Raw genomic sequence first — 25,032 nt, forward strand, 5'->3', positions numbered from 1 at the left:
GTGCGTCAGGGCTATTGCTCGGACTTCTGTCGCGCTTCGTCCGCGGCCGCTTCTGCGCGAGCCTTCTCGGCTTCTGCCTCTTTCTTCGCGACTTCTCGCTGGCTTTCGGCCTTGTCCTGCTGGGCGCGGCCCTCTCGGGTCAAACTGTCGTTTCCGGAAACCGCACCCACGGCTTCCTTGGCCTTACCCTTGACGTCCTCTACGACGCCTTTGATTCCCTCGCTGGGACCGCTCTTGTCATCTGGCACGTTGACCCTCCAATACGTTTCGGATTGTTGCTCCGGGATCCCACACAGGTAGGAATCCCCCACAGAAGGCCCTACCCCGTCGAAATTCGCATAAACATCCGTGCACCGACACGCCGCAACGCGTACAAGAAGCGGCCACCGAGGGGAGTGCCGTTCACTCTCGTGTGTTATTCAGTGCTCATGAGCCAGTTACAGACCGATCCCCCCGTGGGCGGACCGCTGTCCACGATTCGCGCGCTTGCGCCCAACCTGGCTCCGATCGAGCGATGCGTCTCGAACATCTCAAATAGCAAACAGCATTCTCAGAAACTGTTTACCGGGCAAAGGAATTGGCGAGACTCGTTCCAGAAGGGGAAGAGGTCGGTGGTGGTGGCCGTGGGGTGGTCGATCTCGGCGAGAGTGTAGAAATCGAGAATCGTCCGCCCGGCGGTTGCGCTGACCTCGCATGCCTGCAAGCTCAGTTTCGCCTCCGCCACGAAGCCGATACTGCGGGCGAAAGGTCCGAGGGTCCCGGCATTGACAAAACCCTCGAGGTTTTGTCCCCACTGGTTGTAGTCCGACTGCAAAGCAAAGCTGCATGTTTCACCGAACAACTCGGTGCAGGTTGTCGGCTTCCCACCGATCGTGTGAACCGTATCGGCGAGCTCGTGCGAAGTACCTTCGCGCGGTGATCCGGAAAGGAGAAGCAAGACGGCGACGGCCAAGGCAACCACCAGAAGGATGCTCGCGGCCGTTGCCAGTATCGCCTTCACAATCCCTCGATCCACGTAAGTTCATGAGGGGAACCGATTTTGGAACACCGGTCACTGGATTTGTACCCGTGGCACTCGGGGTCCAAACATCGACCAGGCTGGGAGCCGTGCATCAGGCTGGGGGGTCGCGAGAGGATCTGTGGGAAAAAGCCGAGGGAGGATCGACACTCCCTTCCACTACCAATGTATATCGCACCGGGGGCCTTGCGGCAAGGCCCGGGTAGTGCCGCAAAATGGCTCTTCCGATCCCGCACGACCCACTACGGGATCGGAACAGCCAGCGGAAGTGAGGGCACGTGCCAACCCAGGGATACGAAGAAGAACTGCGATCCGAGCGGAACTATGTGGAGGGGCTCTACGCACGCCTCGATGCGGAGCGCGCCCGAGTCAAGGGCAGGTACAGCACCGCTCTGCGCGGAAACGGCGAAGCACTCATGGAACGCGATGCAGAGGTGCGCGCGCTTGCCAAAGAGGTGAAGAGGCTGGACGTAGCCGACAACGGCCTGTGCTTCGGCCGGTTGGACTCGCTGACTGGTGAGACTTCGTACATCGGCCGAATCGGCCTTCTCGATGCGGACAACGACTACGAACCGGTGCTGCTCGATTGGCGGGCGCCGGCATCTCGCCCGTTCTACGTTGCCACCGCTGCCAACCCGGAGAACATGCGTCGACGCCGTCAGTTCCACACACGCAGTCGACACGTGGTCGATTTCACCGACGAGGTACTCGGGCGCCCTGACGGCGCAGAACACGACACCCACAGCGATTCCGCCTTGCTCGCAGCAGTCAATGCACCCCGCGGTGAGGGAATGCGGGACATCGTGGCGACCATCCAGGCCGAACAGGACGACATCGTCCGACTCGAACACCCCGGGGTGCTGGTGATCGAAGGTGGCCCCGGTACCGGGAAAACCGTCGTCGCCTTGCATCGCGTCGCCTACCTGCTCTACACGCAGCGAGAGCGAATGGAACGTCACGGCGTCCTCGTGGTCGGGCCGAACCCGGCGTTCCTGAACCACATCGGCCGCGTACTGCCCTCGCTGGGCGAGTCCGACGTGGTGTTCATGACCACCGGTGATCTCGTTCCGGGTTTACGCGTCACCGCCGAGGACGCTCCTGAGGCCGCTGGGCTCAAAGGCTCGCTGAAGATCCTGGACGTTCTCGGCGCAGCGATTGCCGATCATCAGCGATTGCCCGAGAACCCGTTGTTGATCGAATTGGCGGACGTCACAGTGCGAATCGACGCCGAAACTGCGGAGTGGGCCCGAGAAGAAGCTCGTTCGAGCGGACTCCCCCACAACGACGCTCGCACTGTGTTCACCGAAATCGTCACCTGGGCACTGACCGAGCGGGCGATAGCGCGGATCGGCAAGGGATGGTTGACACGCAGTGACCGTGAAGCCTGGGAACAAGTGCGCGCAGATCTGACCGCAGAGTTGGCGGAGAATGACGCGTTTGCCGCCGCACTCGACGCACTCTGGCCGATCTTGACACCGAAAGAGCTACTGACACAGCTGTTTACTTCGCCGGAACGCCTACGCAAGGCAGGCGCAGACGAGACACTGTTGCGCCGAGAGGGCGATGCCTGGACGGTGTCCGACGTTCCGCTTCTCGACGAATTGGTGGACATGCTCGGCCGGGACAAGCCCGTCGACCAGAGTGCCGAACGTGAACGCCGCGACGAGGCTGCGTATGCAGCGGGCGTGCTGGACATGATGATCAGTCGCGAAGACTTGATGGACGACGAGGATCATCTCCTCGCCCAGGACATGCTGTACGCCGAGGACCTGGCGGATCGTTTCGTCGAACGCGATACCCGTGAGCTCGCCGAACGCGCTGCTGCTGACCGAGACTGGACGTACAGGCATATCGTGGTCGACGAGGCACAAGAGCTGTCCGAGATGGACTGGCGAGTCCTGATGCGCCGTTGCCCGGACCGGTCTTTCACGGTGGTAGGTGATCTCGCGCAACGACGTTCACCCGCAGGTGCCCGATCGTGGGCGACGATGATGGAGCCGTACGTTCCCGGCCGCTGGATCTACCGATCCCTGACGGTGAACTATCGCACCCCCGCCGAGATCATGAGCGTCGCCGCCGCCTTGCTCGCCGAGTTCGCGCCAGACGTCCAGCCACCCGAGTCCGTCCGCGCCTGCGGGGTCCAACCGTGGTCCAGACAAATATCCGCCGACGAACTAGCCTCCGCCATCGACGAATTCAATCAGGACGAGGCCGGACGCGAGGGTACGAGCGTCGTCATCGGACCTGCGGGTGTGCCCGGCGCTGTGCCGGTTTCGGAAACGAAGGGCCTGGAGTTCGATGCCGTGCTCGTCGTGGAACCGGAGCGAATCATCGCCGACGGCCCACGCGGTGCGTCTGAACTCTATGTCGCCCTCACCCGCGCGACCCAACGTCTCGGCGTCTTACACGAGAGGCCATTGCCGCACGCATTGACCGGGCTCGTCCGGGTCGGGACGGCCAGATCACCGCAATCGTTCGCGGCGAGCGATCGTGCTGTGTAGGCCTTCGGCAGCAGCGCGCACGTAGGACACCTGGCTCTCGGGGACGAAGCGACTGGTGGGACCGGTGACACTGATGGCCGCGACGGGTTTGTCATTGGTTCCGAATACCGGCGCCGCAACGCATGCGAGACCCGGCGCTGATTCCTCGCGCTCGAACGCAATACCGGTCTCGACCACTCGGTTCAGTTGGGTGTTGAGAATGCCGGGCGCAACAATTGTGTGCGGGGTTCGGCGCGTCATCGGCTCCGACAGCACCTCGCGGCGAAACTCGTTGTCGGAGAATGCCAGGAGCGCCTTGCCGATTGCGGTGCAATACAGCGGTATCCGGCCACCGGTCCGGGACGGCGAGTTGGCTTGCCGGTGTCCGCCGATCTTCGCGACGTATACGACGTCGTGGCCGTCACGGACCCCCAGGTGGACTGTCTCGTGGGTCCGCTCGTACAGGTCCTGGAGGAACGGCATCGCCATCTCCAGGAGGCTACGTTCGAGAGAGGCGAGCATGCCGAGTTCGAAGAGGCCGCCGCTGAGCCGGTAGCCACCGTCGATACGGTCGAGTAGCCGGTTCGCGACCAGTTCGTTGGCCAGGCGGTGCACCGTCGCCTTGTGCAGGCCCGTCCGCTGGACCAGGGTGGCCAGAGGCAACACGTGGTCGTCGGCCCGGAAGGCGCGCAGGATCGTCACCGCCTTGCCGAGCACGGTGTCGAGGTTTGCGCTGCCAGTCACCTCCCCAGCGTATCGCTGAGTGAGACAGTTCCCTGGCGCAATCTCGGTGCCGCGGCGAAAGTAGTGGCCATGAGCCAGCCCACGAATACCAGTACAGCTAGCGAGACCGACATCGCAGCTGCTGCGGACCGCCTCGCAGCCGCCATCGCGAGCGGCACTCCCTGCGCGCCCGTGCGCGATCTGATCGGCGCCGACGACCTCGTCGCCGCCTACGCCGTCCAGCGCCGCGTCGACGAAATCCGTCGGCAGGCAGGGGCCGTGGTCGTAGGCCGCAAGATCGGCCTGACCTCGGTGGCAGTCCAGCAGCAGCTCGGTGTCGACCAGCCCGACCTCGGCGTGCTGTACGCCGACATGGAGTTCCCCGCCGACGGCGCCATCCCCATGAGCCGTTTGATCCAGCCCAAGGTCGAAGCGGAAGTTGCCTTCGTGCTCGGTGCCGACCTCGTGGACGGACCGCTGGACAGTGCGCAGGTGCGCGGTGCGATCGACTACGCCGTCGCCGCGATCGAGATCTGCGACAGCCGCATCGAGTCGTGGGACATCAAGTTCGGTGACACCGTCGCCGACAATGCGTCCTCGGGCGTGTACGTCCTGGGAACCGAACGACGCACCCTCGACGAGGTGGAACCCGCCGGCGTCGTCATGTCGATGTCCGTCGACGGCACCGAGGTGTCCACCGGCGTCGGAACCGCCTGCCTGGGCGATCCGATCGAAGCCGTCGTCTGGCTCGCCCGCACTGCACGTGAGTTGGGGCAGCCGCTGACCGCAGGGCAGGTGATCCTGTCCGGCGCTCTTGGCCCCATGGCACCGGTCACCGCAGGCAACGTAGTCACCGTGACCGTCTCCGGGCTCGGTTCCGTCACCACCAGTTTCTCCAGCGAAGAGGACAACGCATGAGCAAGGTCAAGGTCGCGATCATCGGATCGGGCAACATCGGCACGGATCTGATGATCAAGGTGCTGCGCAACTCCGACCATCTGGAGATGGGCGCGATGGTCGGTATCGACCCCGCGTCCGACGGCCTCGCTCGCGCCGCGCGTCTGAACGTGCCAATCACGGCAGAAGGCGTCGAAGGCCTTGTCGGTCTGCCGAACTTCGACGAGATCGAGATCGTCTTCGACGCCACCTCGGCAAAAGCTCACGTGGCCAACAACGCGCGGCTGGCTCCCCTCGGCAAGCGCATGATCGACCTGACGCCTGCCGCGATCGGACCGTACGTCGTACCGGCTGTCAACGCGGACGAGCACTTGGACGCACCCAACGTCAACATGGTGACGTGTGGCGGCCAGGCCACCATCCCGATGGTTGCCGCTGTTTCTCGGGTCGTCCCGGTGGCGTATGCGGAGATCGTCGCGTCCATCGCCTCCAAGTCGGCCGGTCCCGGAACGCGCGCCAACATCGACGAGTTCACCGAGACCACGTCCGAGGCGATCGTGGCAGTCGGCGGCGCTCGTCGCGGCAAGGCCATCATCATCCTCAACCCCGCTGAGCCGCCGCTCATCATGCGCGACACGGTCTTCTGCCTCGTCGACGCACCGGACCCGGCTGTTCACGACGAGATCCGTCAGTCGATCGAGAAGATGGTCGGCGACGTCTCCGCGTATGTCCCCGGCTACCGGCTCAAGCAGGAAGTCCAGATCACCGAGATCCCGGCCGACCAGCCCGTCGAGACGTTGCTCGTCGACGGCAATCGCCCCACCCACCAGGTGTCGGTGTTCCTCGAGGTCGAGGGCGCGGCACACTACCTGCCTGCGTACGCCGGCAATCTCGACATCATGACGTCCGCCGGAATGCAGATCGCGGAGCGCATCGCCCAGCAGAAGGAAGCAACCAAGTGAGCAACCGCAAGATCTTCGTCCAGGACGTCACCCTTCGTGACGGCATGCACGCTGTCCGCCACCGCATTTCGCCCACCGACGTCAAGCGGATCGTCACAGCTCTCGACGCTGCCGGCGTCGACGCGATCGAAGTAGCACACGGTGACGGCCTCGCCGGCGGCTCGCTCAACTACGGCCCCGGCTCGAACACCGACTGGGAATGGATCGAAGCAGCGGCCGAGGTACTCGAGCACGCTCGTCTCACCACGCTGCTACTTCCGGGTGTCGGCACGATCAGTGAACTCAAGCATGCCTACGACCTCGGTGTGCGCTCGGTTCGCGTTGCCACGCACTGCACCGAGGCCGACGTCTCCGCGCAGCACATCGAAACCGCCCGCGAGATCGGCATGGACGTCTCGGGCTTCCTGATGATGAGCCACATGGCGCCTGCCGAGGAACTGGCCAAGCAGGCCAAGTTGATGGAATCGTATGGCGCGCACTGCGTCTACGTCACCGACTCGGGTGGACGTCTGGTGATGAACGACGTCGCGGATCGTGTTCGTGCATACCGCGACATCCTCGACGAGGGCACCGAAATCGGTATCCACGCCCATGAGAATCTCTCGCTCTCGGTTGCCAATTCCGTTGTCGCAGTGCAGAACGGCGTCACCCGCGTCGATGCTTCGCTTGCCGGTCACGGCGCCGGTGCCGGCAACTGCCCCCTCGAGGCCTTCATCGCCGTCGCCAACATCGAAGAGTGGGAGCACGGCTGCGACCTGTTCGCCCTGCAGGATGCCGCCGACGACATCGTCCGACCGCTGCAGGACCGGCCGGTCCGCGTCGATCGCGAAACCCTCACTCTCGGCTACGCCGGCGTGTACTCGAGCTTCCTGCGCCACGCCGAAGCTGCGTCGGAGCGCTACGGAATCGACGTTCGCACACTGCTGCTCGAAGCTGGACGCCGCCGTCTGGTGGGTGGTCAGGAGGACATGATCGTCGACATCGCGCTCACCCTCGCAGCGCAGGCGACAAAGGAAGCAGTCTGACGCGCTGCCGAGTTCGCTGACACCCGAGTCCCGCTCCCGTCTCCGGACGGGGGCGGGACTTCTCAGTTCCGCTGAGAACATTTCGCCTCGCTGTCATACGCGCGATCAGCCTGAACCCGCCGGCAGAGTACTCGAACAGTTGATCGGGCCCTTCCCACCGCGCCTCCGACTGCCGGAACTGAACCTTTTCCGCTGCAGTCGAATTCAGAGAGACTCGTCATCCGAGTAAGATCCGTCTACCGCGAGGAATTCGGTACGGATTCAGTTTCCGAGCACGGGGAGGTCCGCTCAACGTTCATCGCGCCCCACTGCTCGTTGGGACGCGGACGGTAGGCTTCGTCGGCATTCCGGTCCACATACCCAAGTGCGCGGTGTGTGGTGGACAAGTACTTCCAGGGTTGAGGATGGACGCTACCGGCAAGTGCTCCGCCTTCTGTGAGTTAGTTCAGACAGGGGCGTACCCGGCGATTCGGATGATCGCGTCGACTGTCGCGGTTCTCGTGCCACCGGGCCAGAAGGCTTTGAATTCCTCCGATTTGGTCAACATGCAGCGACGTTGGGTACATGCGGTGAATGCGGCGCGGCTCGCAGTGGGCCGTTATGTCACCAGATACGACGCCCGATTGCGGCACTCGACTTGCAGCTGCCGCAATCTGTCGACCAGACAGAGCTTGCTCAGGCGATCAACCGCCTAATCGATTACTCCGCGCCCAACGCCCAGGTCACGTTCCATCCTGCGCAGAGGAGAGCATTGCAGCGATCCACACGCCGGCCTCCGCTGACAGATCGGTAACCGATCCTTCTTCAGGTTCGTCCAGTGCATCGGACGCGAGCTGTCGGATTGCGTATACCGCGCCCACATATGCACTGAGGGGTGCGCGCGGGTTACCGGGAGAGCGCTCGCGCTCTGACTTCAATGCCTGCGCCATGCCCACCAGCGCCGCTCGGCGTTGTACACGTGCGCGTCGCCCAACAGTGTCCATCTCCACCTGGAATGCCCTCGCCACCACAGGATCTGCATTCAAAGCACTCAAGTAACCGTCGACCACCACTGCGATGGTTCGATGATCCCAGGCGAAGGATGCGGTCGGCAGGACATCACGAATGCGGTTGAGCAATACTTCGATGAACCGACCGTAGGCAGCGAACACGCACGCATCTTTGTCGGGGAAACATTCGTAGAAGGCCGCGGGTGAGACCTTCGCGCGCTTGGCTATCCGACGGACTGCCACGCCCTGATATCCGGACTCCGCCATCAACTCAGTTGTCGCGATCATGAGCCGCTCACGCTGAGCGGAAAGGACCTTGTCCCTACTCAACTCGTGCCTGCCTCGCGGCAGGTCCGCCGGAGCACTGAAGAAGACACCCTCCGTGATTCTCGAAGTCAAGACCACACCTTCCCCTGCCGCAGACACGAACCGATCCAGTGAGAGTAGCCAATGAAGGATGAGGGAAAACGATGAGGGATGACCGGATGCCAGGCACACCGTGCGTACTGACGTGCTCGTTCACGTCAGCGCAACGATTGGTGAAACAGCCAGTTCAGATCTTTGAGGGGAAGGTTCCTAGGTTGACGACATCACCCTGATCGAGTTGATGATGTCAGGCTTAGTGCCGGAATTTTGTCACGCGCATCTGTGAACTCATGCTGAGTGTGGCGATGGAGTCCGGCCACACAGTTACGTCGATCACGCTGGGTTACCTAGCCGCCAGGAGTTCGGAACACATTATGGCGCAACAAATTCAGGATAGAATTGACGCATCCTGAGTGCTGCCTACGTTTGTGTTGCACCGCCACGTGCGTGACGTATGCGCCATTAGCTGGTGGCCTCGGATATTCTCGACGATCCCGAAGGGGGCATTCTGCGTTGGGTCCGATGCAGCACCCTTGATCGAGGTTTACTCCTCGTGAAGTCGAACGAACTTTGATATCGGATTTCCACCTCGCCGCCTGTTCGCCGTCGACTCCACTGCCATCCGATAGTGACACAGGCCACCCCGACACTGTATAAAAGAATCGCACGTAACTTTTATAGCTCGAAAGCCGGAGACCCCATGATCCTTGACCGTGCGATACCGACTCTCGTGACAGCTCGAGCTCGCAGGACTCCCAGCGCTGGAGATGCAGGGGACCAGCCTTGACCGTCACGCGGACTCAGTAGCGATCGTCAACCCGAGATAGTAAGGACCCCAAGATGAACGACGAAACACATAGCAAAGCACTCAGTCGCCGCCGCATGATGCAGATGGCTGGGGCGGCAGCCGCCGGTATCGGACTACCATTGGCCACGCATAATTCGGCTGCGGCCGATCTGATTCCCAAAGCATCAACTCCAGGCACCTCGCCCGGCGACGTGTTCTCTGAGAACGCCCTGATGAGTGACGTAGAGACGATGACGTCCTTTGGCTGGCGTCGTCCGGGATCTCCCGCAGTTCGCGACGCGGCGCGATGGGTGCGCGAGTCATTCGAGCAATCCGGGCTCCAGACCCACACCGAGGAATGGGATTTCGATGTGTACTACCCGAGCGTGTGGCACGCGAAGGTAACCAATGCGGCGTCCCCTGCCCCGGCGTCCCCTGCCCCGGCGTTGCCGTGGGAAACGAACTCGTACCCGATCTGGTACACCAGTGCAGGACAGGTCGAGGCCGAGGTTGTCCACGTCGGTGCCGGAACTGCGCGCGACTTCGACCGTGTCGACGTCAGAGGCAAGATCGCAATGGTCGAATCCGTATATCTGATCAATGTGATGAACACCGATGGAATGCTCGATGCATACGAGTCAGCCGTCGCCCACGGCGCCGTCGGCTACATCAGAACTGCCGATGCTCCGAACAATCTGACGCGGCTGACGCACGGAAAAGGTATCGACAAGAACACCTTTCGACAGAGAAAGGAAGCGTCGATCCCAGGGCTTGTCCTGGGATCGGATGACTTCAACGCAATCCGCACCGCTCTCGGTGGCGGACCGGTGACCATGTCGCTCGAGATTCGGACCGAGAATCCCCCCTTCGGTGGAACCCGCTCCGTTACCGGGGGATCGTTGGGCCCTGGAACTCACGAGCTGCGCGCAGTCATGGAAGACGTCGTGGGTGTACTTCCCGGGGTCAGTGACGAAATTGTTCTCATTGGCGCGCATTACGACAGCACCTACGGCGGCGCAATGGATAACGGCACCGGTGTTGCGGGCATGTTGGCGCTGATGCGTCATTACGCAGCGAAAGCCAGGAGCGAGCGTCCGAGAACATTGGTGTTTCTCGCGGCAGGAGGTCACGACTGCGGGGACTTCGACCTCACGCACTTTATGCAAACCCATCTAGAGGACATGCTGCCGCGCGTGATCACGTTCGCATGGCTTGACCACCTCGCCGCCGCGGGCACCATTCGTGTGACCCAGTCCTCGGTCGATATCCCCACGGGGCTGGACGAGATCAGGGGCGTACTCGGCTCTTTCAATCCTGTGTTGCTGAACCTCGTACTTCAGGAGTGCGTTCAGAATGGAGTCGTCCCGCCCATTCCGCTCCCGATCAAGTCATCTCTGGCGCGAGTCCCCGATTTCGTCCCGAGCTTTGACATAACGACAGCGCATTCGCGGTATCACACGATCGAAGACACGATCGACCGGATCCCTCCGGCCTCACTTCGGCAAATGACCCTCGTCCTGAGAGACGTTGTAGACGCGCTGCACACTGTCGATAGTGATCTGATCCGAAACGCTCAACCCGTCGGCGGTGACGGCAACTCGACACCTGTTCGAGGCGCAGTGCGTGGATGTTGCTGAGACGAATCAAGAACCTCGACGGGCTATGACACTGAGCCGACACCGCGCCGTGGATGCAGATCAATCACCCTGTTCGGCAATCTCATCGGCTCAGCTGGACGAAGCCCGTCGCGGCCAGCGCGATTGCGGGCGAGGGTCTCCGGCAATGTCGCGCCCCGTGCCCTGACCGAACTGGAGATCCTCGAAATCATCGGTCGGTTCGTTACCGCGTCGGCGGTGGCCGAAACCGCCGAGTTCGACGGAGTAAAGATCCATGCCGCGCCCGGCTACCTCGTCGTCACCCAGTTCCTGTCGCAGCCGGCCTCGCTGATCGAAGCAACCGTCCCATCTGCCGAGGAATGCCACGTGGTCGTCGTCAAACTCTACCGCTGCGGCGAGTAGTCGGTCGGTGCTTCGTTTCCAGGATTGGCGTCCATAGCCTTGAGTCCCAGCGGCAACGTCGACGCGTGCGACCAGAGAGGCTGGTCACTCTCGATGTGAAACCAATTACCCTCCGCTTCAGACAGATTCAACTTCGGCGAGACCTATCGTCTTCACCGGGAACTCTATTCCTTGTTACAGCGTCACCGGCCGGTCGAACCGTCGATCAGTTCGCGGAGGATGTCAGCGTGGCCAGCATGGCGTCCGGTCTCTTCGATCATGTGCACGAGCGCCCAGCGGACACTGGGAGCGGGTCGTTTCGCCCCCGGTCGCGGGATGGGCGCGGCAAGATCTGTGCATCCGTCGAGAACTGCGTTGGCACGCTCGACCGTCTCGCGATAGCGACTGACGACACCGTCCACGCTGTCTTCCGATGACGGCTGAAACGTCGCTTTCCAATCCGTCACGTTTTCTGCGAGAAACATCGATCCTTCGACAAAGGTCAAGTGAGTGACCAGCCCGAGCAAGGTTGTCCCAGACGGAACAATTGTGGTGCGCACCTGAGGTTCCGGAGCACCCTCGACCTTGGCAGCGATCGAATCACGCAAGTAGTCGAGAAACGCGCGTGGCGTATCGACCTCGCTATTTCCGGACCGGGGCGGTGGGGCATCACGGCGGCGGCGACGCGACGTTGCCATAGTGGTTCTCCTTACTCGGTGAAGAACGACATAGAGGCTTCATTCCTGGGTGGGCAGAACCGATCCTTCCGAATGCACTCCGATCCCGCATCAAATTTTGCCGTTGCGGCAAAGGCAGGCTTCATCGCCGGTATCACCGCGCCGAATGCAGGTCGTGCACAAGTTGGGGCCTCCGCAACTTGCCGACCTCGAAAGGCCACCGCCGCAGCGGGTAGGCGAGACGAGCCACGAAGTAGTTGGCGTACTCGGCGACGCCGAAAGCCCACACCGCCACGACGCCCACGGCCGCGCCGGAGTGATCTGGTAGCCAGATGACAACGCCGAGAAGAGCTATCGCCAACAAGAGAACATCGAGGACCCGAAACACGCGGTAGAGCGCTGCGAGGCGGACCGGCATCGGTGCCTGCTCGACCCAGCCTCGGGCAAGCAGCCAGTAGACACCTGCTTGCACGAGTATCACAAGCAGTGGGGCCAGCGCCGACCACAACGCAGCGGAGTCTTTCGGACCTTCGAGCCGAGGCATCACGACGCCGACAGCCACAGCGGCAAATACGGCCGCGGCCGCCAGTTCGCCGAGGCCGAGGCTCAGGTACCTGCGTCGCAAACTCTTTCGCCGTTGATCTACCACGCAAGAAACCCTATCCGCCGATCACTCCGCAGCGGGTGCGCAGCAGCTGCAGGGCTTTGCCTAAGATCGATCGAAAGGCAGTCACGTGTAAAGAGGTTGGTGTGTGATGGTGCGATTGGCCATGGTTACGTTCGATGCAACGGATGCCCGATCACTTGCCACCTGGTGGTCGGAGCGATTCGGCGAGGCGAGTACCGAAGGTGACGAAGATTTCCTGACGGTGACGGCCCCGGACCTCCCACTCACTCTCGGTTTCCAACGGATCGATCAGGCTCGCAGCCAAAGGAATACGGTTCACCTCGACTTCGACCTCGAACCGCAGGATCCTCCGCGGGACGAGGTCGTCGCGACGTTTGTCGCGGCAGGAGCAGCCCACATCGAGCGCCATGAGTCGGGCGGATCAATTTGGGACGTGTTGGCGGATCCGGCGGGAAACCTTTTCTGCGTGGGTGATCCGCATTAGGGTCTGTCCGACAACCAGTCCGAGATCGAGTCCACTGCTCATTCGGCAAAGCTTGAAAGTGCGTCACCCGCACAGCCGTACATGCATTCGTTCGCATACGGTCGGGTGTGTCCCAGCGGCAACCCAGACTGGAATGTCCGCTGTGTCAAATCTGCCGACAGGGGGGCTGGACGGGTGGGATCGCCTGACTTACTGGGTCTGACGGCCTCGCTGTCGTCGTCGACGCTTATCCTCGCCTTCGTTGCTGGGCTCATGCCGCGACTGGTCGGTGATGAACCGAATCCCGTTGTCGGCATACGAACGAAGGCAACGATCTCGAGCCCCGAGGCGTGGCAATTGGCCCATCGGATTGCGTGGCCCCTTCTACGCCGGACGGTGTGGACAGCCGTAGTGGGACTGTGCATGCAGGTCGCCATCGGTGTCGTGACAGGTTTCGGATCTGTGGTGTCGGCTGTCGCCTCAACAGTCGTGTTTCTAGCGGTGCTCCTTGTCCTGCTCTGTGCAGCGTTGAAGGGCAACGCCGCGGCAAAATCGTTGCGGCGCTGACCACCCGGGCCCGCATTTTTCAGAGGTGCCCTAGTTCTCCGATTTCAGTTCCCGATACGCGGTCGTTCGCGTCGGCGTGGTCCACGGTCCCGCATCGCGAGGATCGCCGCTGCCGTGGACGCGACCGTCTTGTCGTCGTCGCGTGTCAGCCGGGCGAGCGCTTCCCGGGCCGCCGCGCCGGGAATCTCAGCGAGTGCCTGCGTGATTCGCAACCTCGTCGGGGCGTTGTCAGTGCCGTCGAGCCTTGCCTGCACGGCATCGACGACCTCACCGCTTGTCGGTGAGTGCTCCGCGAGAAGACCGAGCACCTCTCCGGCCTCGACGTCGCGTCGCCCGTCGGCGACCATCTCGAGGAGAGCGGGCATCGAGACGGCCTCTCCGCGAGATCCGAGGGTGAGAGCGGCATCAGCGCGGACTATCGCGTCCGAATCATCGAGAGCTCGCTTCAGCGCCCGAGTTGCTTCCTCGGTGTGGATCCCGGAGATGGCCGACGTCGCGCGGCGTCGAACCTCGACGTCCTCCGATTCGAGGCCCTTCGTGAGACCTGCAAGGCCCGCACCTTCGGTCCTCGCCAACGCCCACTGCAACGCTCCGGCCACGTTGGCATCCTTCTCCGACAGGATGGCCTCGACGAGTGCGTCGACGGGCAACGCCGCATTCAGCTCCTGCGACAGGATCGCTTGCTGACGATGGGCAGCGAACTCGGATTCGAGTGCACGCAACAGTGAGACCATGCGTAGGACGTCGTCCCACTCCGAAGGGGCGCTGGCATCGACCCTTTCGAGTTTGGTCAGCAATTCCTCCTCCGCCGCGATCCGTTGCCGAGTGTGTTGCATGAGTTCACCCACCAAATCGGCCGGCGCGAAGTCGGGTTCGTCCAGTGCACGCTTGGCCTCGTTCAACGAGAGCCCCAACGTCCTCAAGCTCTCGACGTGGAAGAGTCGACGGATGTCGTCGGCGGAGTACTCCCGGTAACCGCTGGACGTGCGGCCCGTCGGCTTCACCAGTCCCAAGGTGTCGTAGTGACGCAGCATCCGTGTGCTGACACCACAACGCCGCGAGACCTCGCCGATCAACATCCGTCTCCCCTTCCTACGCGTCCGGGCCGATTGCCGCGACGCGCTTCGCCAACTCGTGAGAGAGTGCGAACCCACCGTCGGGGTCGTGCCAGAGTTGCTTTGTAGCATCAGCATGCGCCCGGACACGCGGATTCGGGCTCATACCGGCCGCGTCGAGCACCGGGAGTACAGCCTCGCCGAGCCCGGTCAAAGCACGGCTCAGACTGAGCTGCATCTGCAGTTCACCCCGCCCGAGTTCGGTCGCCAGATCCGCTGCGAGTGCACCCTCGACTCCTGCCGGCACGAGTGCCACTGCGGCGCGCCACGCACTGCGCGCGACCTCGTCGTCCTGGTCGTGCACCAGCGCAGAGACCTCGGGCCACGCGATCGGATCGCCGATCTTGGACAAGGTGTGGAGCGCCTGACTGCGGGCTTGCGAACCATCGGACCCGAGCTCACGGATCAGCCTCGGCACCGTAATTTCGGCCGGCAAGCGGCACAATGCCCAGGTCAGCATGTCGCGGACGAAGAAGTCCGGCTCGACGGCGCACCGATCGATCAGGGCATCCGTCAGCTCAGGGTCCGGGCGCGTGCCGACAGCGAGCGCGGCGCGCAGCCGAACCGAGGGATCAGCCGCGGCCAATGCGTCGACGAGGTGAGCATTCTGTCCACCATGGTTGGTTGTGTTCACGACAACCACCTCCTTCGTCGACCATTGGAGTCCTTGTCACTGTGTCAAGGTCAAGCGTCGCTGTCTCCGACACGGGAAATATCGCCTCGGATCACACGCCGGTTGTCGATCCTGGCCGAAAGATCATCAACACGACGACAACGACCCAGAGCAGATTGAAGATCCCCGTCGCTGTGCCCAGTCGACGGGTGAGCCGCGTTGCGACATCCACAACGGACCCGGTTCCTTCGATCGCCGCCATTGTCAGCCGTTGGGCGGGAAGCACGACCGCGGTGAGTATCACGGCGGCAACGACGGTGAGTGCGATCGAGGTGAGGATCCACAGGTCACCGAGCACTCCGAGATTGACGGCGGTGGCGACACCGAGCATCGGAACGACAACGCCGATCGTGGCATACACCCGAACGATGCGATGCAGCATGCCCGTCGTCGCAACACTGGCGCTGTCCGGATCGGCGAGCGCGGCGCGACTCGCCACCGGGAACATACTCGCCGCCACAGCGACGGGGCCGATGGCAAGAATGGCCGCAATCACGTGGAGGGACAGCAGGATTCCGGTCATGGGATTTCTCGCGTTTCGGTACGCACAAGCGTATTCACGCAGCGTCCGGGGCGAAGGTGATTACAGGCTCGGCGCCATTGGCCGACCACACCGTTCCACGACGCTCGTAGTCGAAGAGCGCTTCGACCTCGAGACTTATCCGGGGCCCGAGGCATCGTTCCAACAGGTACAGGCCAAGGTCGAGACCGGATGTCACACCGCCGGCGGTGATCAGGTCACCGTCGTCGACGATTCGCGCCTGGATCGGAATAACGCCGCCGGCCGCCAGTGCGTCCACGGCAAGATGGTGTGTTACGGCGCGGCGCCCTTCGAGAAGCCCCGCCATCGCCAGCGCCAAAGATCCTCCACAGACGGTCGCAACAAGAACACCAGGATCGTCGAGTGCACGCCGCATCATGACAGGCAGTTCGGTTTCCGTTGTGGCCGCGAGTCTTTCCGGCAAACTGGTGCCCGGCTGGTCCGCATCGGGTTCGAAGAGACCCGATGCTCCGGGAACGATAATCAGATCCGCGTGTTCGACATCGAGGGTTGCAGTGGCGGTCATAGCGAGTTCACCACTTCCGCTCAGGACGGTCCCAGGCCCCTCCGCACTGACGAGTTCGACACTCAACGCCCCACCGCTGGCGAGACCCCCGGCGTAGAGCACCTCGTACGGACCCACGACATCCATGGGATCGAATCCGTCGAACAACACGATCTGCGCGTGCACTGCAACCTCCGATTTTGTGCGACGCGCTCCTGTGCGCGTCGCTGTTCCTACGACAGTAGGAGGAAGTTGACCCCTGCGGCGACGGCTGAAAGCCAACCTTCGACGGCTTTCAGCCAACCTCACATATTCTGTGAAATACCAGTTGAGAGGATATTTCACGACACGAGATCACAGAATCTCGCGCCACGTACGCTACGTTTCAGACATGCATGACGTTGCAGTTCTCGCGTTGCCCGGAGTGGTGCCGATGGACCTGGCAGCACCCCTCGAAGTCTTCGGACGATGCAGGCTTCCCTCAGGCGCACCGGCCTACCGGACCGCCGTGTGCGCGCTCACCGAGGAGGTGGAGACCGGAACGTTCACGATGCGCGTACCGCACGGACTGTCACGTCTCGCCCAGGCCAGCACGATCATCATCCCGGGCACCGCCGATCTCGATGTGCCGATCGACCCCGAGATCATCGAAGCCCTCAGAACTGCCGCGGATCGCGGCACGCGCATCGCCTCACTGTGCGTCGGCGCATTCACCCTCGCCGACACAGGCCTGCTCGACGGACTTCGCGCGACGACGCACTGGGCGGCTGCGTCGGAGTTGGCCCGCCGGCACCCGGCTATCGACGTCGACGCTGCCGTTCTCTACGTAGACAACGGGCACGTCCTGACTTCCGCCGGCGCCGCGGCCGCACTCGACCTGTGTCTGTACATGGTTCGTCAGGACTACGGGTCCGCGGTCGCCGCCGACACGGCGCGGCTGAGTGTGATGCCGCTCGAACGTGCCGGAGGGCAAGCACAATTCATCGTTCACGAGCCTCCCGTACCCAGCGGGACAACCCTCAGGCCGCTACTGAACTGGATGGAAGAGAACCTCGGGGAGCAACTCGACATCACGACAATCGCGGCCAAGGCAACGATGAGCACTCGCACGCTCAACCGCCGCTTCCAGGAACAAATCGGTACGACGCCGTTGCAGTGGCTCCATCACGCGCGGCTCCGCCAAGCGCAATTTCTGCTCGAGACTACCGACCACTCGATCGAACGTGTTGCGGGACAAGTCGGATTCAATGCCGTCACGACATTCCGCGAACGCTTCCGAGACCTGGTCGGTACCAGTCCACAGCGATACCGGACGCAGTTTCGAACTTCCCGCTAGCGGGCCGGTCAGCCCTTGACGTTGCCGGCAGCGGTGTTCAGAACTGTGGCGACGTCGTCGAGGATGTACGGGATGGTCAGGACCGTCAGTCCGCCGAACGCGAAGTTCTTGTCGACGCTGAAGTCCTTGGTGGATGCCGTACGCCCATCGACGATCACCGGCTGAGCTGCCACCAGTGGCTCGGCGAGGAACGCGCTCAGAGAGTCCTTGTCGTAGGCCACCACGAACAGCACGTCAGACGCAATCAGAGGCGCCTGCTCGGTGCTCAGCTCGAAGTACACGGTCTCGGGATCCTTGGCGGGATCGGCCTGCTGGATCGTCGGCTCGTTCTTCAGACCCAGCTGCTCGAGGAACTCGACACGCACGTCGGCGTTCTTACTCACCGCGAACGTGCTCGGGCTGTTCGGGAGTGCGATGGTGACGGTCTTACCTTGCAACGCAGGGTTCTTCGCAGCCGTCGCGCTGATCGCGGCGTTGGTCTTGTCGATGAGTGCGCCGGCCTCGGCCTGCTTACCCAGCGCCTGACCGGCGATGGTCACCTGGTCTTGCCACGACGCGGTCCACGGCTCGTCCTGGAAGGAAACCACCGGCGCGATCTTCGACAGTGCGTCGAATTCCTGCTGAGTGAGCCCGGAGTACGGGGCGAAGATGAGATCTGGTTCAGCCTTGGCGAACTGCTCGACAGGTGCTTCGCCCGTTCCGTCACCCGACAACAAGATCGGCTGCTCGCCACCGAGCTTGTCGAGTGCCTCGGCGTCCCACTTCAGAATGCCCTGCGCGTCGGCCCCGTACTGAGGTCCGGAGAAAGTGGGCATCGCGACCGGGACGACACCGAGCGCCAGGAGGGCGTCCTGATTGGACCATCCCCAGGTTGCGACCCGCCTGGGCTCCTCCTTGATCTCGGCCGTGCCGAGGGCCGACGTGATCGTCACCGGGAACGCGGCGTCGACTGCGGATGAAGTCCGGGTGCTGTCTTTGTCGTCGGTGCTGTCTTTGTCGCCGTTGCTGCTGCAGGCCGCCATTCCGGCCGCCAGCCCGCACGCCGCCACGACGGCTACCATCCGGCGGACACGGCTGCCACCACTTCGTCGCTCTGACAGCCCTCGTCCCAAAATTCTCGCCACGCCAGGACCTCCCGGTCGATCTACCTGCTCAGACATCCCGAGCGGGTGACGGCGCCTAACGTAGCACGAAGGTAACCCTATCCTCAGTTGTCGTGCGCTCTACTTTGCCCTCTGTCGTCGCACCATCTCCGCGATCCAGATGGGCGCAAACGGCGAGGTGCAGTTCGGTGGAGTCGGGTAATCCTCGAGCACCCGCAGTCGCTCACCGATCTCGATTGCCCGGGCGCGGTACTCGGCATGTTCGATCCCGATCTGAGCCAGGCAGTGATTCATCGCCCATTGCAGGCGGTCAGGAGCATCCTTCATCTCCGCCTCAATGACGTCGAGCGATCCTGAAAGATCAAGTCCCTCAGGCTTCTTCGCTACGCGCTCGGTAGTCAGAGCCCACCCGGCGCTAGCGACCACAGGATCAGGGTCAGCGGTCCAGGCCACCCGCAACTCCTCGGCATGCGGGTTCTTCTTCACCACGTAATTGACGAGCCAGTCCTGCACCTTGGGAGTGCGGGCCTCTCGCAACATGACATCCAACTCGTCACGCTCGAACGCCTTCGGGCGGCAGATCAAAAGGGCCAACAATCGCGCCGCGGTATCGCCCGTCGCCCAAAGCTGTTGTGCGAGTTCCTGCTGAGTCTTCAATCGCTTCGCAACAGCGCGCAGTTTTGTGAGGTTCACACCGTGATCGTCACCGTGTTTCTCGTTCACCGCGCGCGCCTTCGGATCCTCGAGCGCAGCCAGCTCGTCCATCACCGCGGCAACCGTCGTTTCAGCCACGTCGTCCTCCAGTCACTACTTCTGCGATTCACCTACAAGCAAAGCACGAGAAGGCGAGCGACCCACGTTTGAAACTTCGACCACTGGGTACATGTCTGCTCCTGAGGTGGCGGCACGCCACCATGAAGACAGGACGAACCTTGCATATGCGACGCGCCGCGGGTGCTGAGAACGTGGACGAAACCGCACGCGGAGATGAAGACTGTCGGCGGCCATGAAATTCTGCCCGGAGACGGCCACGAAACTGCCCGCTGGCGGACATGAAACCTGCCCGGTGGCGGTCATGGGATCTGCCCGACACGACGTCGTCTGCCTCACCGGCTCCGACGGTTGAGGCCCCTCCTCAGGTGCGATCGGCGGTGCTGAAGCGCCCGTCGCCCTGAGGAGGGACAACTTGAAGTCTGCCGAGGAGATCATGGAAATCCTGGATGCCTACGACCTGACAGGGTCGTTGCGTGATGCCGGCGAGCTGGCCGGATGCTCGCACCACACGGTCAAGCACTACGTGGACCGCCGTGCTGCCGGGGGTGAGCTGGACAAGGCCGTGACTCGGCCGCAGTTGATCGATGAGTACCTGCCCAAGGTCGAGGAGTGGGTCGAGCGGTCCAAGGGCAAGGTCCGTGCCGACAGAGCGCACGAGAAGCTGCTCGCGATGGGCTACAAGGGTTCGGAGCGCACCACCCGTCGTGCGGTCGCATCGGTGAAGAAGTCATACCGGTCAGGACATGTGCGGGTCCACCGGCCCTGGGTCACCGAGCCGGGGATGTGGCTGCAGTACGACTACGGCGACGGACCTGTCGTCGACGGCGTCAAGACGGTTCTGTTCGTGGCGTGGCTGGCGTGGTCGCGGTTCCGGGTCGTGATCGCGCTGCGCGATAAGACCATGCCGTCCGTGTTCGCCGCGCTGGACCAGACCTTCCGCCGGTTGGGTGGGGTGCCGACCTACGTGCTGACCGACAACGAGAAGACCGTCACGACCGAGCACATCGCCGGGATCCCGGTCCGCAACGGACAGCTCGTCACCTTCGCCGAGCACTACTCGGTCGTGGTCCACACCTGTGTGCCGGCGGATCCGGCGTCCAAGGGCGGCACCGAGTCGTCGGTGAAGATCAGCAAGGCCGACCTGGTGCCCAAGGACACCAACCTGCGTGAGGAGTACGCGTCGTTTAGCGAGCTCGAGGAGGCGTGTGAGGCGTTCTGTCAGAAGGTCAACACCCGGGCTCACCGGACCACGAAGCGGCCACCGGTCGAGATGTTGGCCGAAGAGCGGACACGGCTACACCCGGTCCCGACACAGCCGCACACAGTCGCGTTCGGCACCACCCGGGTAGTGCCGGGCAACACGCCGATGGTGATGTTCGAGTCCGGCCAGTACTCGGTGCCACACACCCTGCTCGGCGCCACGGTGTGGGTTCGTGCCCAAGGACTCGGCGACGGCGAGGAGGTCGTCATCGTTCACGTCGGCGAGGACGGACCCGCCGAGGTCGCCCGCCACGCGCGCGCGACGCCGGGCACGCCGAGGATCAACGACGAGCACTTCCCACCGCAGCCGGAAGGTCCGTTGAACCGGCAGCCGCGAGCGAAGAACCCAGCGGAAGCCGAGTTCCTCGACCTGGGCGAGGGCGCCCGCCTGTGGCTGGTCGAGGCCGCTGCGGCGGGCACGCCGCGGATGAGGGTCAAGATGGCCGAAGCCCTCAGCCTGGCCAAGCTGTTCGACCCCGTCGAGGTCGACTGGGCACTCGGCCACGCCGCCGTCCACGGCCGGTTCGCCGAGGCCGATCTGTCCTCGATCCTCGACCACCACGCCCGGCAACCCGCTGTTGGCGAGCACCGTGCCGGCGAAGAACGGTCGCTGACCCAGGGCACCGCCGGATGGGCACGTCTCGGCCAGCACGACAGCCAGCACGACAGCCGCGAGGGGAACGAGGTGACCCGATGACGACCAAGACCACCACACCATCGATGGCGTCCGCGCCGCCGTTGCCGGCCGAGTTGGAGGACCTCTTGCGGCGGCTTCGGCTGCCCCACATCCGTCGCCACGCACCGGAGGTCGTCGCGACCGCGAAGGCCCAACGCTGGGAGCCCGCCGAGGTGCTCAAGGCTCTGTTCGCCGAGGAGGTCGCCGGAAGGGAACGCTCCGCACTGGCCACCCGCAGGGCGGCTGCGGGGTTCCCGACCGGGAAGACGTTCGATGCGTGGCAGCCCGAGGCATCCTCGATCCCGGCACCGACCCAGCAGGCACTCCGCACCCTGGAATGGGTCCACCGTCGGGAAAACCTCGTCGTGTGCGGGCCGTCGGGGACCGGGAAGACGTTCCTACTGGAGGCACTCGGTCACCAAGCCGTCGAGGCCGGGTTGAAGGTCGCCTGGTTCACCCTGGAAGACCTCGGGGTCCTGCTGCGCCGCCATCGTGCCGACGACACGGTGTCCAAGGCCATCGCCCGTGTGCTGCGCGCCGATCTCGTTGTCGTCGACGACATCGGCCTGTTGCCGGTCGCCCAGGATGCCGCCGAGGGGCTCTACCGGCTCGTCGACGCCGCCTACGAGAAGCGGTCGGTCGCGATCAGCTCGAACCTGCACCCGTCCGGGTTCGACGAGCTGATGCCCAAGACGCTGGCGACCGCCACCGTCGACCGGCTACTGCACCACGCCCACGTGTGCCAGACCAGCGGAGACTCCGTGCGACTTACCCAGGCACTCGCCGGCCGAGGGGTGAGTCCCTTGAGCTGAGTGCTCTGGTCGGTGGTGGCCGCAAGCCCACTGGGCAGATCCCATGGCCACCACCGGGCAGTTCTCGTGACCGTCAGCGGGCAGGTCTCACGACCGCCCCTGGGCAGTTCCTACTGTCCCTTGACAGAAGACGGCGGTAAGAGCGTTCTCACTCGGGCCATAACCGGCCCACTCCTTTTCGTGTTCATCCTCGGAGACGTTCTGGGTGCCGGCATCTACGCATTGGTGGGCGTCATCGCCGGTGAAGTTGGTGGAGCCGTCTGGGTACCACTGCTCGTAGCGCTCGTCATGGCATTGCTGACAGCAACGTCGTATGCCGAACTGGTCACCAAATATCCGCGAGCGGGCGGCGCAGCCGTCTTCGCCCAACGGGCGTATCGGAAACCACTGATCTCGTTCCTTGTCGGCTTCTCGATGCTGGCGGCCGGCGTAACCAGTGCGGCGGGACTCGCCCTCGCCTTCTCGGGCGACTATCTCAAAGCCTTCATCGACGTCCCAACCGTTCCAGCGGCGCTCGTCTTCCTGCTCCTGGTGGGACTTCTCAATGCCAGAGGCATCAAGGAGTCGATGCGCGCCAACGTCGTCATGACAGTCGTGGAGGTCACCGGACTCGTCCTCGTTGTCGTCCTCGCTTGCATAGTTCTCGGGCGCGGCGACGGAACCCTGAGCCGCGTCGTGGAGTTCGACGACAGCCGATCGCCTGCACTCGCGGTGCTGGCTGCGGCACTCCTCGCGTACTACTCTTTTGTCGGCTTCGAAACGTCCGCGAACGTCGCCGAAGAAGTGAAGAACGTGAGCAAGGTCTACCCACGCGCACTGTTCGGAGCATTACTGACAGCCGGCGCCGCCTATGTCCTTGTCGGCCTGGCTGTCTCGGTGGTCCTGCCCGCCGACGAACTTGCCGCATCCTCCGGGCCACTGCTGGAAGTTGTGTCAGCTGCCGACGTCGGCGTTCCGCCTCGCCTGTTCAGCCTGATCGCGTTGGTCGCCGTCGCCAACGGCGCACTGCTGACAATGATCATGGCGAGCAGGCTGACATACGGGATGGCATCGGAAGGCTTGCTCCCGAGCGTCTTCGCTCGGGTACTGCCGCAGCGACGGACCCCCTGGGTGGCGATTATCGCGACCACAGCAGTTGCCATGGCTCTCTGCGTCACCGGATCACTGTCAGCCCTGGCGGAGACGGTGGTACTCCTGCTGCTTTTCGTATTCATCAGCACCAACATCGCCGTCCTGGTTCTGCGCCGTGACGCAGTGCAACACAAACACTTCCGAACGCCGATCATCTTCCCGATCCTCGCTCTCGGTACGTGCGTTGCGTTGCTCACCCAGCAGAGCGCTGCGACGTGGTTACGCGCATCATTACTCTTGGCCGTCGGAGTAGTGCTGTACGCCCTCTCCCACCGCCGATCCACGAAGTGAGGTGCGATGTACAGGAGCCGGTGTGATGACCGACAGTTCTGACGCGTCAGATGTAATTCAGCGTCGAGAGCGAAAGATCAACAGGCGAACCCTGACGTACGGCTTGTCAGTCGTTCTGGCTACCGCGGTTTTGGTTATCGCGATCGTGTGGTTGGGCTCCCGGCGGGGCGAATGCTTCGGTACCGACACCTTGCTGTGCTCACAGAAGGATCGCCGACTGGCGGTCTTCGTCCCGAGCCTGATGTTGCTGCTCGGGACCGTGGGTGCGTTCTTGCGAGCCTCCCTGCGATTGCACCGCCTGCGGCGCCTCTACATCCGGCCGTACATGGCGTGGGGCTTGGCGGGCCTCACCCTGACGTATCTGACCGGAGCTTACTTCTTGATCGGGGTCTAGATTCTCTGAATACGTCTGTTCAGCAACCAGATTGAGTCGACAGCCGCAAATCAGAATCGCGGATCGTCGATCGCAGTGAGGACTACTTCCCGCACTGACGTCGAAGACGACAAACTCGAGATCGAGCGCACCGTATCCACAACGTCATGTACCGGGACCAGAGATCCCTCTCCCCTGGCGGCAGCGACGTCTCGGGGCACGTCGAGTCCGTCTTCTGTATTGAGATATCCGAGATGAAGGACAGTCACAGCGAGTCTGTCCTTCCGGTAGCCCTCTCTCAACGCGTCGGCAATGCCGTTGATCGCGAACTTCGATGCACCGAACGCAACCTCCGGCCTACCGCTTCGCGGGAGTCCCGAGGTGGACCCGGTCAAGATGATCCGAGGTCGAGGACGGCCGATCATTCTCGGGATCAGGCGCTTGAGCAGGAGAATTGTGGCCGTGATGTTGGCGTTGATCATTTCGAGCATTTCCATGTCCGATTGTTCTGCGAATGCATAGTCAGTGGTGAAGGCGTCCCCTTCCCAAATCCCGACGTTGCAAATCAGGGTATCTACACCACCGACAAGCTCCTGATCGATCGAATTCGCTGCCGTAACAGGGTCGGTCAGGTCGGCTTCGATCCACTCGGAGACGTCGAACCCGTCAGGACGCCGACGCGATATGCCGAGAACTTCGTCGCCATCGCTCCTCAGACCCTCGATCAAAGCACGACCAAGACCTCGGCTCGCACCGACAACAACCGCCCTCGCCACAATTACACCCTTCGTCGTCGCTCGAACCGATCCTATCGATCCAGCCGTCGCCGGTAGTTTCGTCGAGAAGCGAGAGACTCAGATTCG

26 protein-coding genes are annotated in these 25,032 nt (G+C 63.1%); 13 read left to right on the forward strand and 13 right to left on the reverse strand.

Annotated features, from left to right (window positions below; all coding sequences use genetic code 11):
• Positions 1–11: 11 nt before the first annotated feature.
• Both mbp1 and M0639_RS28050 read right to left on the reverse strand, forming a co-directional pair.
• On the reverse strand, positions 12–248 hold the full coding sequence (gene mbp1, locus M0639_RS28045; RefSeq protein WP_003943084.1) for a microaggregate-binding protein 1: 237 nt from the start codon (positions 246–248) through the stop codon (positions 12–14).
• 302 nt (positions 249–550) lie between these two features.
• A complete protein-coding gene (locus M0639_RS28050; RefSeq protein WP_225320190.1) occupies positions 551–1,015 on the reverse strand; it encodes a hypothetical protein in 465 nt (154 codons plus the stop codon).
• Between the two features lie 281 nt (positions 1,016–1,296).
• On the opposite strand from M0639_RS28050, the gene helR reads away from it, so the two are divergent.
• The gene (gene helR / locus M0639_RS28055) at positions 1,297–3,519 is read left to right on the forward strand and encodes an RNA polymerase recycling motor ATPase HelR (protein ID WP_082893087.1); all 2,223 of its coding nucleotides are present in this window, start codon (positions 1,297–1,299) and stop codon (positions 3,517–3,519) included.
• Here helR and M0639_RS28060 read toward each other — a convergent pair.
• Positions 3,481–4,242, reverse strand: a complete 762-nt coding sequence (locus tag M0639_RS28060; protein WP_003942865.1) for an IclR family transcriptional regulator — start codon at positions 4,240–4,242, stop codon at positions 3,481–3,483. The genes helR and M0639_RS28060 overlap by 39 nt on opposite strands.
• Positions 4,243–4,311: 69 nt before the next feature.
• Between M0639_RS28060 and M0639_RS28065 the strand changes: the two genes are divergently transcribed.
• The 3 genes from M0639_RS28065 to dmpG are packed head-to-tail and all read left to right on the forward strand — an operon-like array spanning position 4,312 to position 7,105.
• Positions 4,312–5,139, forward strand: a complete 828-nt coding sequence (locus M0639_RS28065; protein ID WP_058038442.1) for a 2-keto-4-pentenoate hydratase — start codon at positions 4,312–4,314, stop codon at positions 5,137–5,139.
• Positions 5,136–6,080 (forward strand): acetaldehyde dehydrogenase (acetylating), encoded by a 945-nt coding sequence (locus M0639_RS28070; protein ID WP_054825055.1) that lies wholly within the window; start codon positions 5,136–5,138, stop codon positions 6,078–6,080. Before M0639_RS28065 ends, M0639_RS28070 begins: the two co-directional genes overlap by 4 nt.
• On the forward strand, positions 6,077–7,105 hold the full coding sequence (gene dmpG / locus M0639_RS28075; RefSeq protein WP_020909650.1) for a 4-hydroxy-2-oxovalerate aldolase: 1,029 nt from the start codon (positions 6,077–6,079) through the stop codon (positions 7,103–7,105). Before M0639_RS28070 ends, dmpG begins: the two co-directional genes overlap by 4 nt.
• A gap of 722 nt (positions 7,106–7,827) precedes the next feature.
• Here dmpG and M0639_RS28080 read toward each other — a convergent pair.
• Entirely contained in the window at positions 7,828–8,493 is a 666-nt protein-coding gene (locus M0639_RS28080) for a TetR/AcrR family transcriptional regulator (protein ID WP_054782007.1), read from the reverse strand.
• A gap of 807 nt (positions 8,494–9,300) precedes the next feature.
• Here M0639_RS28080 and M0639_RS28085 point away from each other — a divergent pair.
• A complete protein-coding gene (locus M0639_RS28085) occupies positions 9,301–10,884 on the forward strand; it encodes a M28 family peptidase (protein ID WP_064073390.1) in 1,584 nt (527 codons plus the stop codon).
• 123 nt (positions 10,885–11,007) lie between these two features.
• The gene (locus M0639_RS28090; RefSeq protein WP_064073389.1) at positions 11,008–11,265 is read left to right on the forward strand and encodes an oxidoreductase; all 258 of its coding nucleotides are present in this window, start codon (positions 11,008–11,010) and stop codon (positions 11,263–11,265) included.
• Between the two features lie 182 nt (positions 11,266–11,447).
• Here the strand turns inward: M0639_RS28090 and M0639_RS28095 are convergent, their stop codons facing one another.
• Both M0639_RS28095 and M0639_RS28100 read right to left on the reverse strand, forming a co-directional pair.
• Positions 11,448–11,942 carry a DinB family protein gene (locus tag M0639_RS28095; protein ID WP_064073388.1) on the reverse strand — a complete coding sequence of 165 codons (495 nt, stop codon included), beginning with the start codon at positions 11,940–11,942 and terminating at the stop codon, positions 11,448–11,450.
• Between the two features lie 133 nt (positions 11,943–12,075).
• Entirely contained in the window at positions 12,076–12,570 is a 495-nt protein-coding gene (locus M0639_RS28100; RefSeq protein WP_058038446.1) for a hypothetical protein, read from the reverse strand.
• Positions 12,571–12,691: 121 nt separating this feature from the next.
• Here M0639_RS28100 and M0639_RS28105 point away from each other — a divergent pair, with 121 nt between their 5' ends.
• Both M0639_RS28105 and M0639_RS28110 read left to right on the forward strand, forming a co-directional pair.
• The gene (locus M0639_RS28105; RefSeq protein ID WP_197486134.1) at positions 12,692–13,033 is read left to right on the forward strand and encodes a VOC family protein; all 342 of its coding nucleotides are present in this window, start codon (positions 12,692–12,694) and stop codon (positions 13,031–13,033) included.
• A gap of 174 nt (positions 13,034–13,207) precedes the next feature.
• Positions 13,208–13,579 carry an SdpI family protein gene (locus tag M0639_RS28110; protein ID WP_172827069.1) on the forward strand — a complete coding sequence of 124 codons (372 nt, stop codon included), beginning with the start codon at positions 13,208–13,210 and terminating at the stop codon, positions 13,577–13,579.
• Between the two features lie 44 nt (positions 13,580–13,623).
• On the opposite strand, the gene M0639_RS28115 is transcribed toward M0639_RS28110, so the two are convergent.
• The 4 genes from M0639_RS28115 to M0639_RS28130 all read right to left on the reverse strand — a co-directional run bounded on the left by M0639_RS28115 (position 13,624) and on the right by M0639_RS28130 (position 16,599).
• Positions 13,624–14,658: a HEAT repeat domain-containing protein gene (locus tag M0639_RS28115; RefSeq protein WP_054826755.1), complete on the reverse strand. Its 1,035-nt coding sequence runs from the start codon at positions 14,656–14,658 to the stop codon at positions 13,624–13,626.
• 13 nt (positions 14,659–14,671) lie between these two features.
• Entirely contained in the window at positions 14,672–15,337 is a 666-nt protein-coding gene (locus M0639_RS28120; protein WP_172827070.1) for a HEAT repeat domain-containing protein, read from the reverse strand.
• 82 nt (positions 15,338–15,419) lie between these two features.
• Positions 15,420–15,890, reverse strand: a complete 471-nt coding sequence (locus M0639_RS28125) for a DUF2269 family protein (RefSeq protein ID WP_003943264.1) — start codon at positions 15,888–15,890, stop codon at positions 15,420–15,422.
• 34 nt (positions 15,891–15,924) lie between these two features.
• Positions 15,925–16,599 carry a DJ-1/PfpI family protein gene (locus M0639_RS28130; protein WP_058038449.1) on the reverse strand — a complete coding sequence of 225 codons (675 nt, stop codon included), beginning with the start codon at positions 16,597–16,599 and terminating at the stop codon, positions 15,925–15,927.
• Positions 16,600–16,804: 205 nt separating this feature from the next.
• On the opposite strand from M0639_RS28130, the gene M0639_RS28135 reads away from it, so the two are divergent.
• Complete coding sequence (locus M0639_RS28135) at positions 16,805–17,749, forward strand: GlxA family transcriptional regulator (protein WP_003942841.1); 945 nt, start codon at positions 16,805–16,807, stop codon at positions 17,747–17,749.
• 8 nt (positions 17,750–17,757) lie between these two features.
• Here M0639_RS28135 and M0639_RS28140 read toward each other — a convergent pair whose 3' ends face one another.
• Entirely contained in the window at positions 17,758–18,873 is a 1,116-nt protein-coding gene (locus M0639_RS28140; RefSeq protein ID WP_248671216.1) for an ABC transporter substrate-binding protein, read from the reverse strand.
• Positions 18,874–18,972: 99 nt separating this feature from the next.
• Positions 18,973–19,644, reverse strand: a complete 672-nt coding sequence (locus M0639_RS28145) for a DNA alkylation repair protein (RefSeq protein WP_231915223.1) — start codon at positions 19,642–19,644, stop codon at positions 18,973–18,975.
• 394 nt (positions 19,645–20,038) lie between these two features.
• Here M0639_RS28145 and istA point away from each other — a divergent pair, with 394 nt between their 5' ends.
• From istA to M0639_RS28165, 4 genes are all read left to right on the forward strand, one after another.
• On the forward strand, positions 20,039–21,583 hold the full coding sequence (gene istA, locus M0639_RS28150) for an IS21 family transposase (RefSeq protein WP_064075337.1): 1,545 nt from the start codon (positions 20,039–20,041) through the stop codon (positions 21,581–21,583).
• Positions 21,580–22,374 carry an IS21-like element helper ATPase IstB gene (gene istB, locus M0639_RS28155; RefSeq protein WP_183591811.1) on the forward strand — a complete coding sequence of 265 codons (795 nt, stop codon included), beginning with the start codon at positions 21,580–21,582 and terminating at the stop codon, positions 22,372–22,374. The genes istA and istB overlap by 4 nt, the downstream gene beginning before the upstream one ends.
• A gap of 120 nt (positions 22,375–22,494) precedes the next feature.
• Positions 22,495–23,796 carry an APC family permease gene (locus M0639_RS28160; RefSeq protein ID WP_064074405.1) on the forward strand — a complete coding sequence of 434 codons (1,302 nt, stop codon included), beginning with the start codon at positions 22,495–22,497 and terminating at the stop codon, positions 23,794–23,796.
• Between the two features lie 25 nt (positions 23,797–23,821).
• Positions 23,822–24,190: a hypothetical protein gene (locus M0639_RS28165; RefSeq protein WP_054188379.1), complete on the forward strand. Its 369-nt coding sequence runs from the start codon at positions 23,822–23,824 to the stop codon at positions 24,188–24,190.
• 50 nt (positions 24,191–24,240) lie between these two features.
• Here the strand turns inward: M0639_RS28165 and M0639_RS28170 are convergent, their stop codons facing one another.
• Positions 24,241–24,945, reverse strand: a complete 705-nt coding sequence (locus M0639_RS28170) for an SDR family NAD(P)-dependent oxidoreductase (protein ID WP_064074404.1) — start codon at positions 24,943–24,945, stop codon at positions 24,241–24,243.
• Positions 24,946–25,032 lie beyond the last annotated feature (87 nt).

This window comes from Rhodococcus qingshengii JCM 15477 (genome assembly GCF_023221595.1).
In the GTDB taxonomy this organism is placed as follows: Bacteria; Actinomycetota; Actinomycetes; order Mycobacteriales; family Mycobacteriaceae; genus Rhodococcus_F; species Rhodococcus_F qingshengii.

Bases quoted from the DNA above. Each gene is read 5' to 3' on its own strand.
- M0639_RS28135 (WP_003942841.1), top strand. From the start codon at position 16,805: ATGCATGACGTTGCAGTTCTCGCGTTGCCCGGAGTGGTGCCGATGGAC.
- istB (WP_183591811.1), top strand. From the start codon at position 21,580: ATGACGACCAAGACCACCACACCATCGATGGCGTCCGCGCCGCCGTTG.
- M0639_RS28070 (WP_054825055.1), top strand. From the start codon at position 5,136: ATGAGCAAGGTCAAGGTCGCGATCATCGGATCGGGCAACATCGGCACG.
- M0639_RS28125 (WP_003943264.1), bottom strand. From the start codon at position 15,890: ATGACCGGAATCCTGCTGTCCCTCCACGTGATTGCGGCCATTCTTGCC.
- M0639_RS28115 (WP_054826755.1), bottom strand. From the start codon at position 14,658: ATGTTGATCGGCGAGGTCTCGCGGCGTTGTGGTGTCAGCACACGGATG.
- M0639_RS28165 (WP_054188379.1), top strand. From the start codon at position 23,822: ATGACCGACAGTTCTGACGCGTCAGATGTAATTCAGCGTCGAGAGCGA.
- M0639_RS28085 (WP_064073390.1), top strand. From the start codon at position 9,301: ATGAACGACGAAACACATAGCAAAGCACTCAGTCGCCGCCGCATGATG.
- M0639_RS28095 (WP_064073388.1), bottom strand. From the start codon at position 11,942: ATGGCAACGTCGCGTCGCCGCCGCCGTGATGCCCCACCGCCCCGGTCC.
- M0639_RS28105 (WP_197486134.1), top strand. From the start codon at position 12,692: ATGGTTACGTTCGATGCAACGGATGCCCGATCACTTGCCACCTGGTGG.
- M0639_RS28065 (WP_058038442.1), top strand. From the start codon at position 4,312: ATGAGCCAGCCCACGAATACCAGTACAGCTAGCGAGACCGACATCGCA.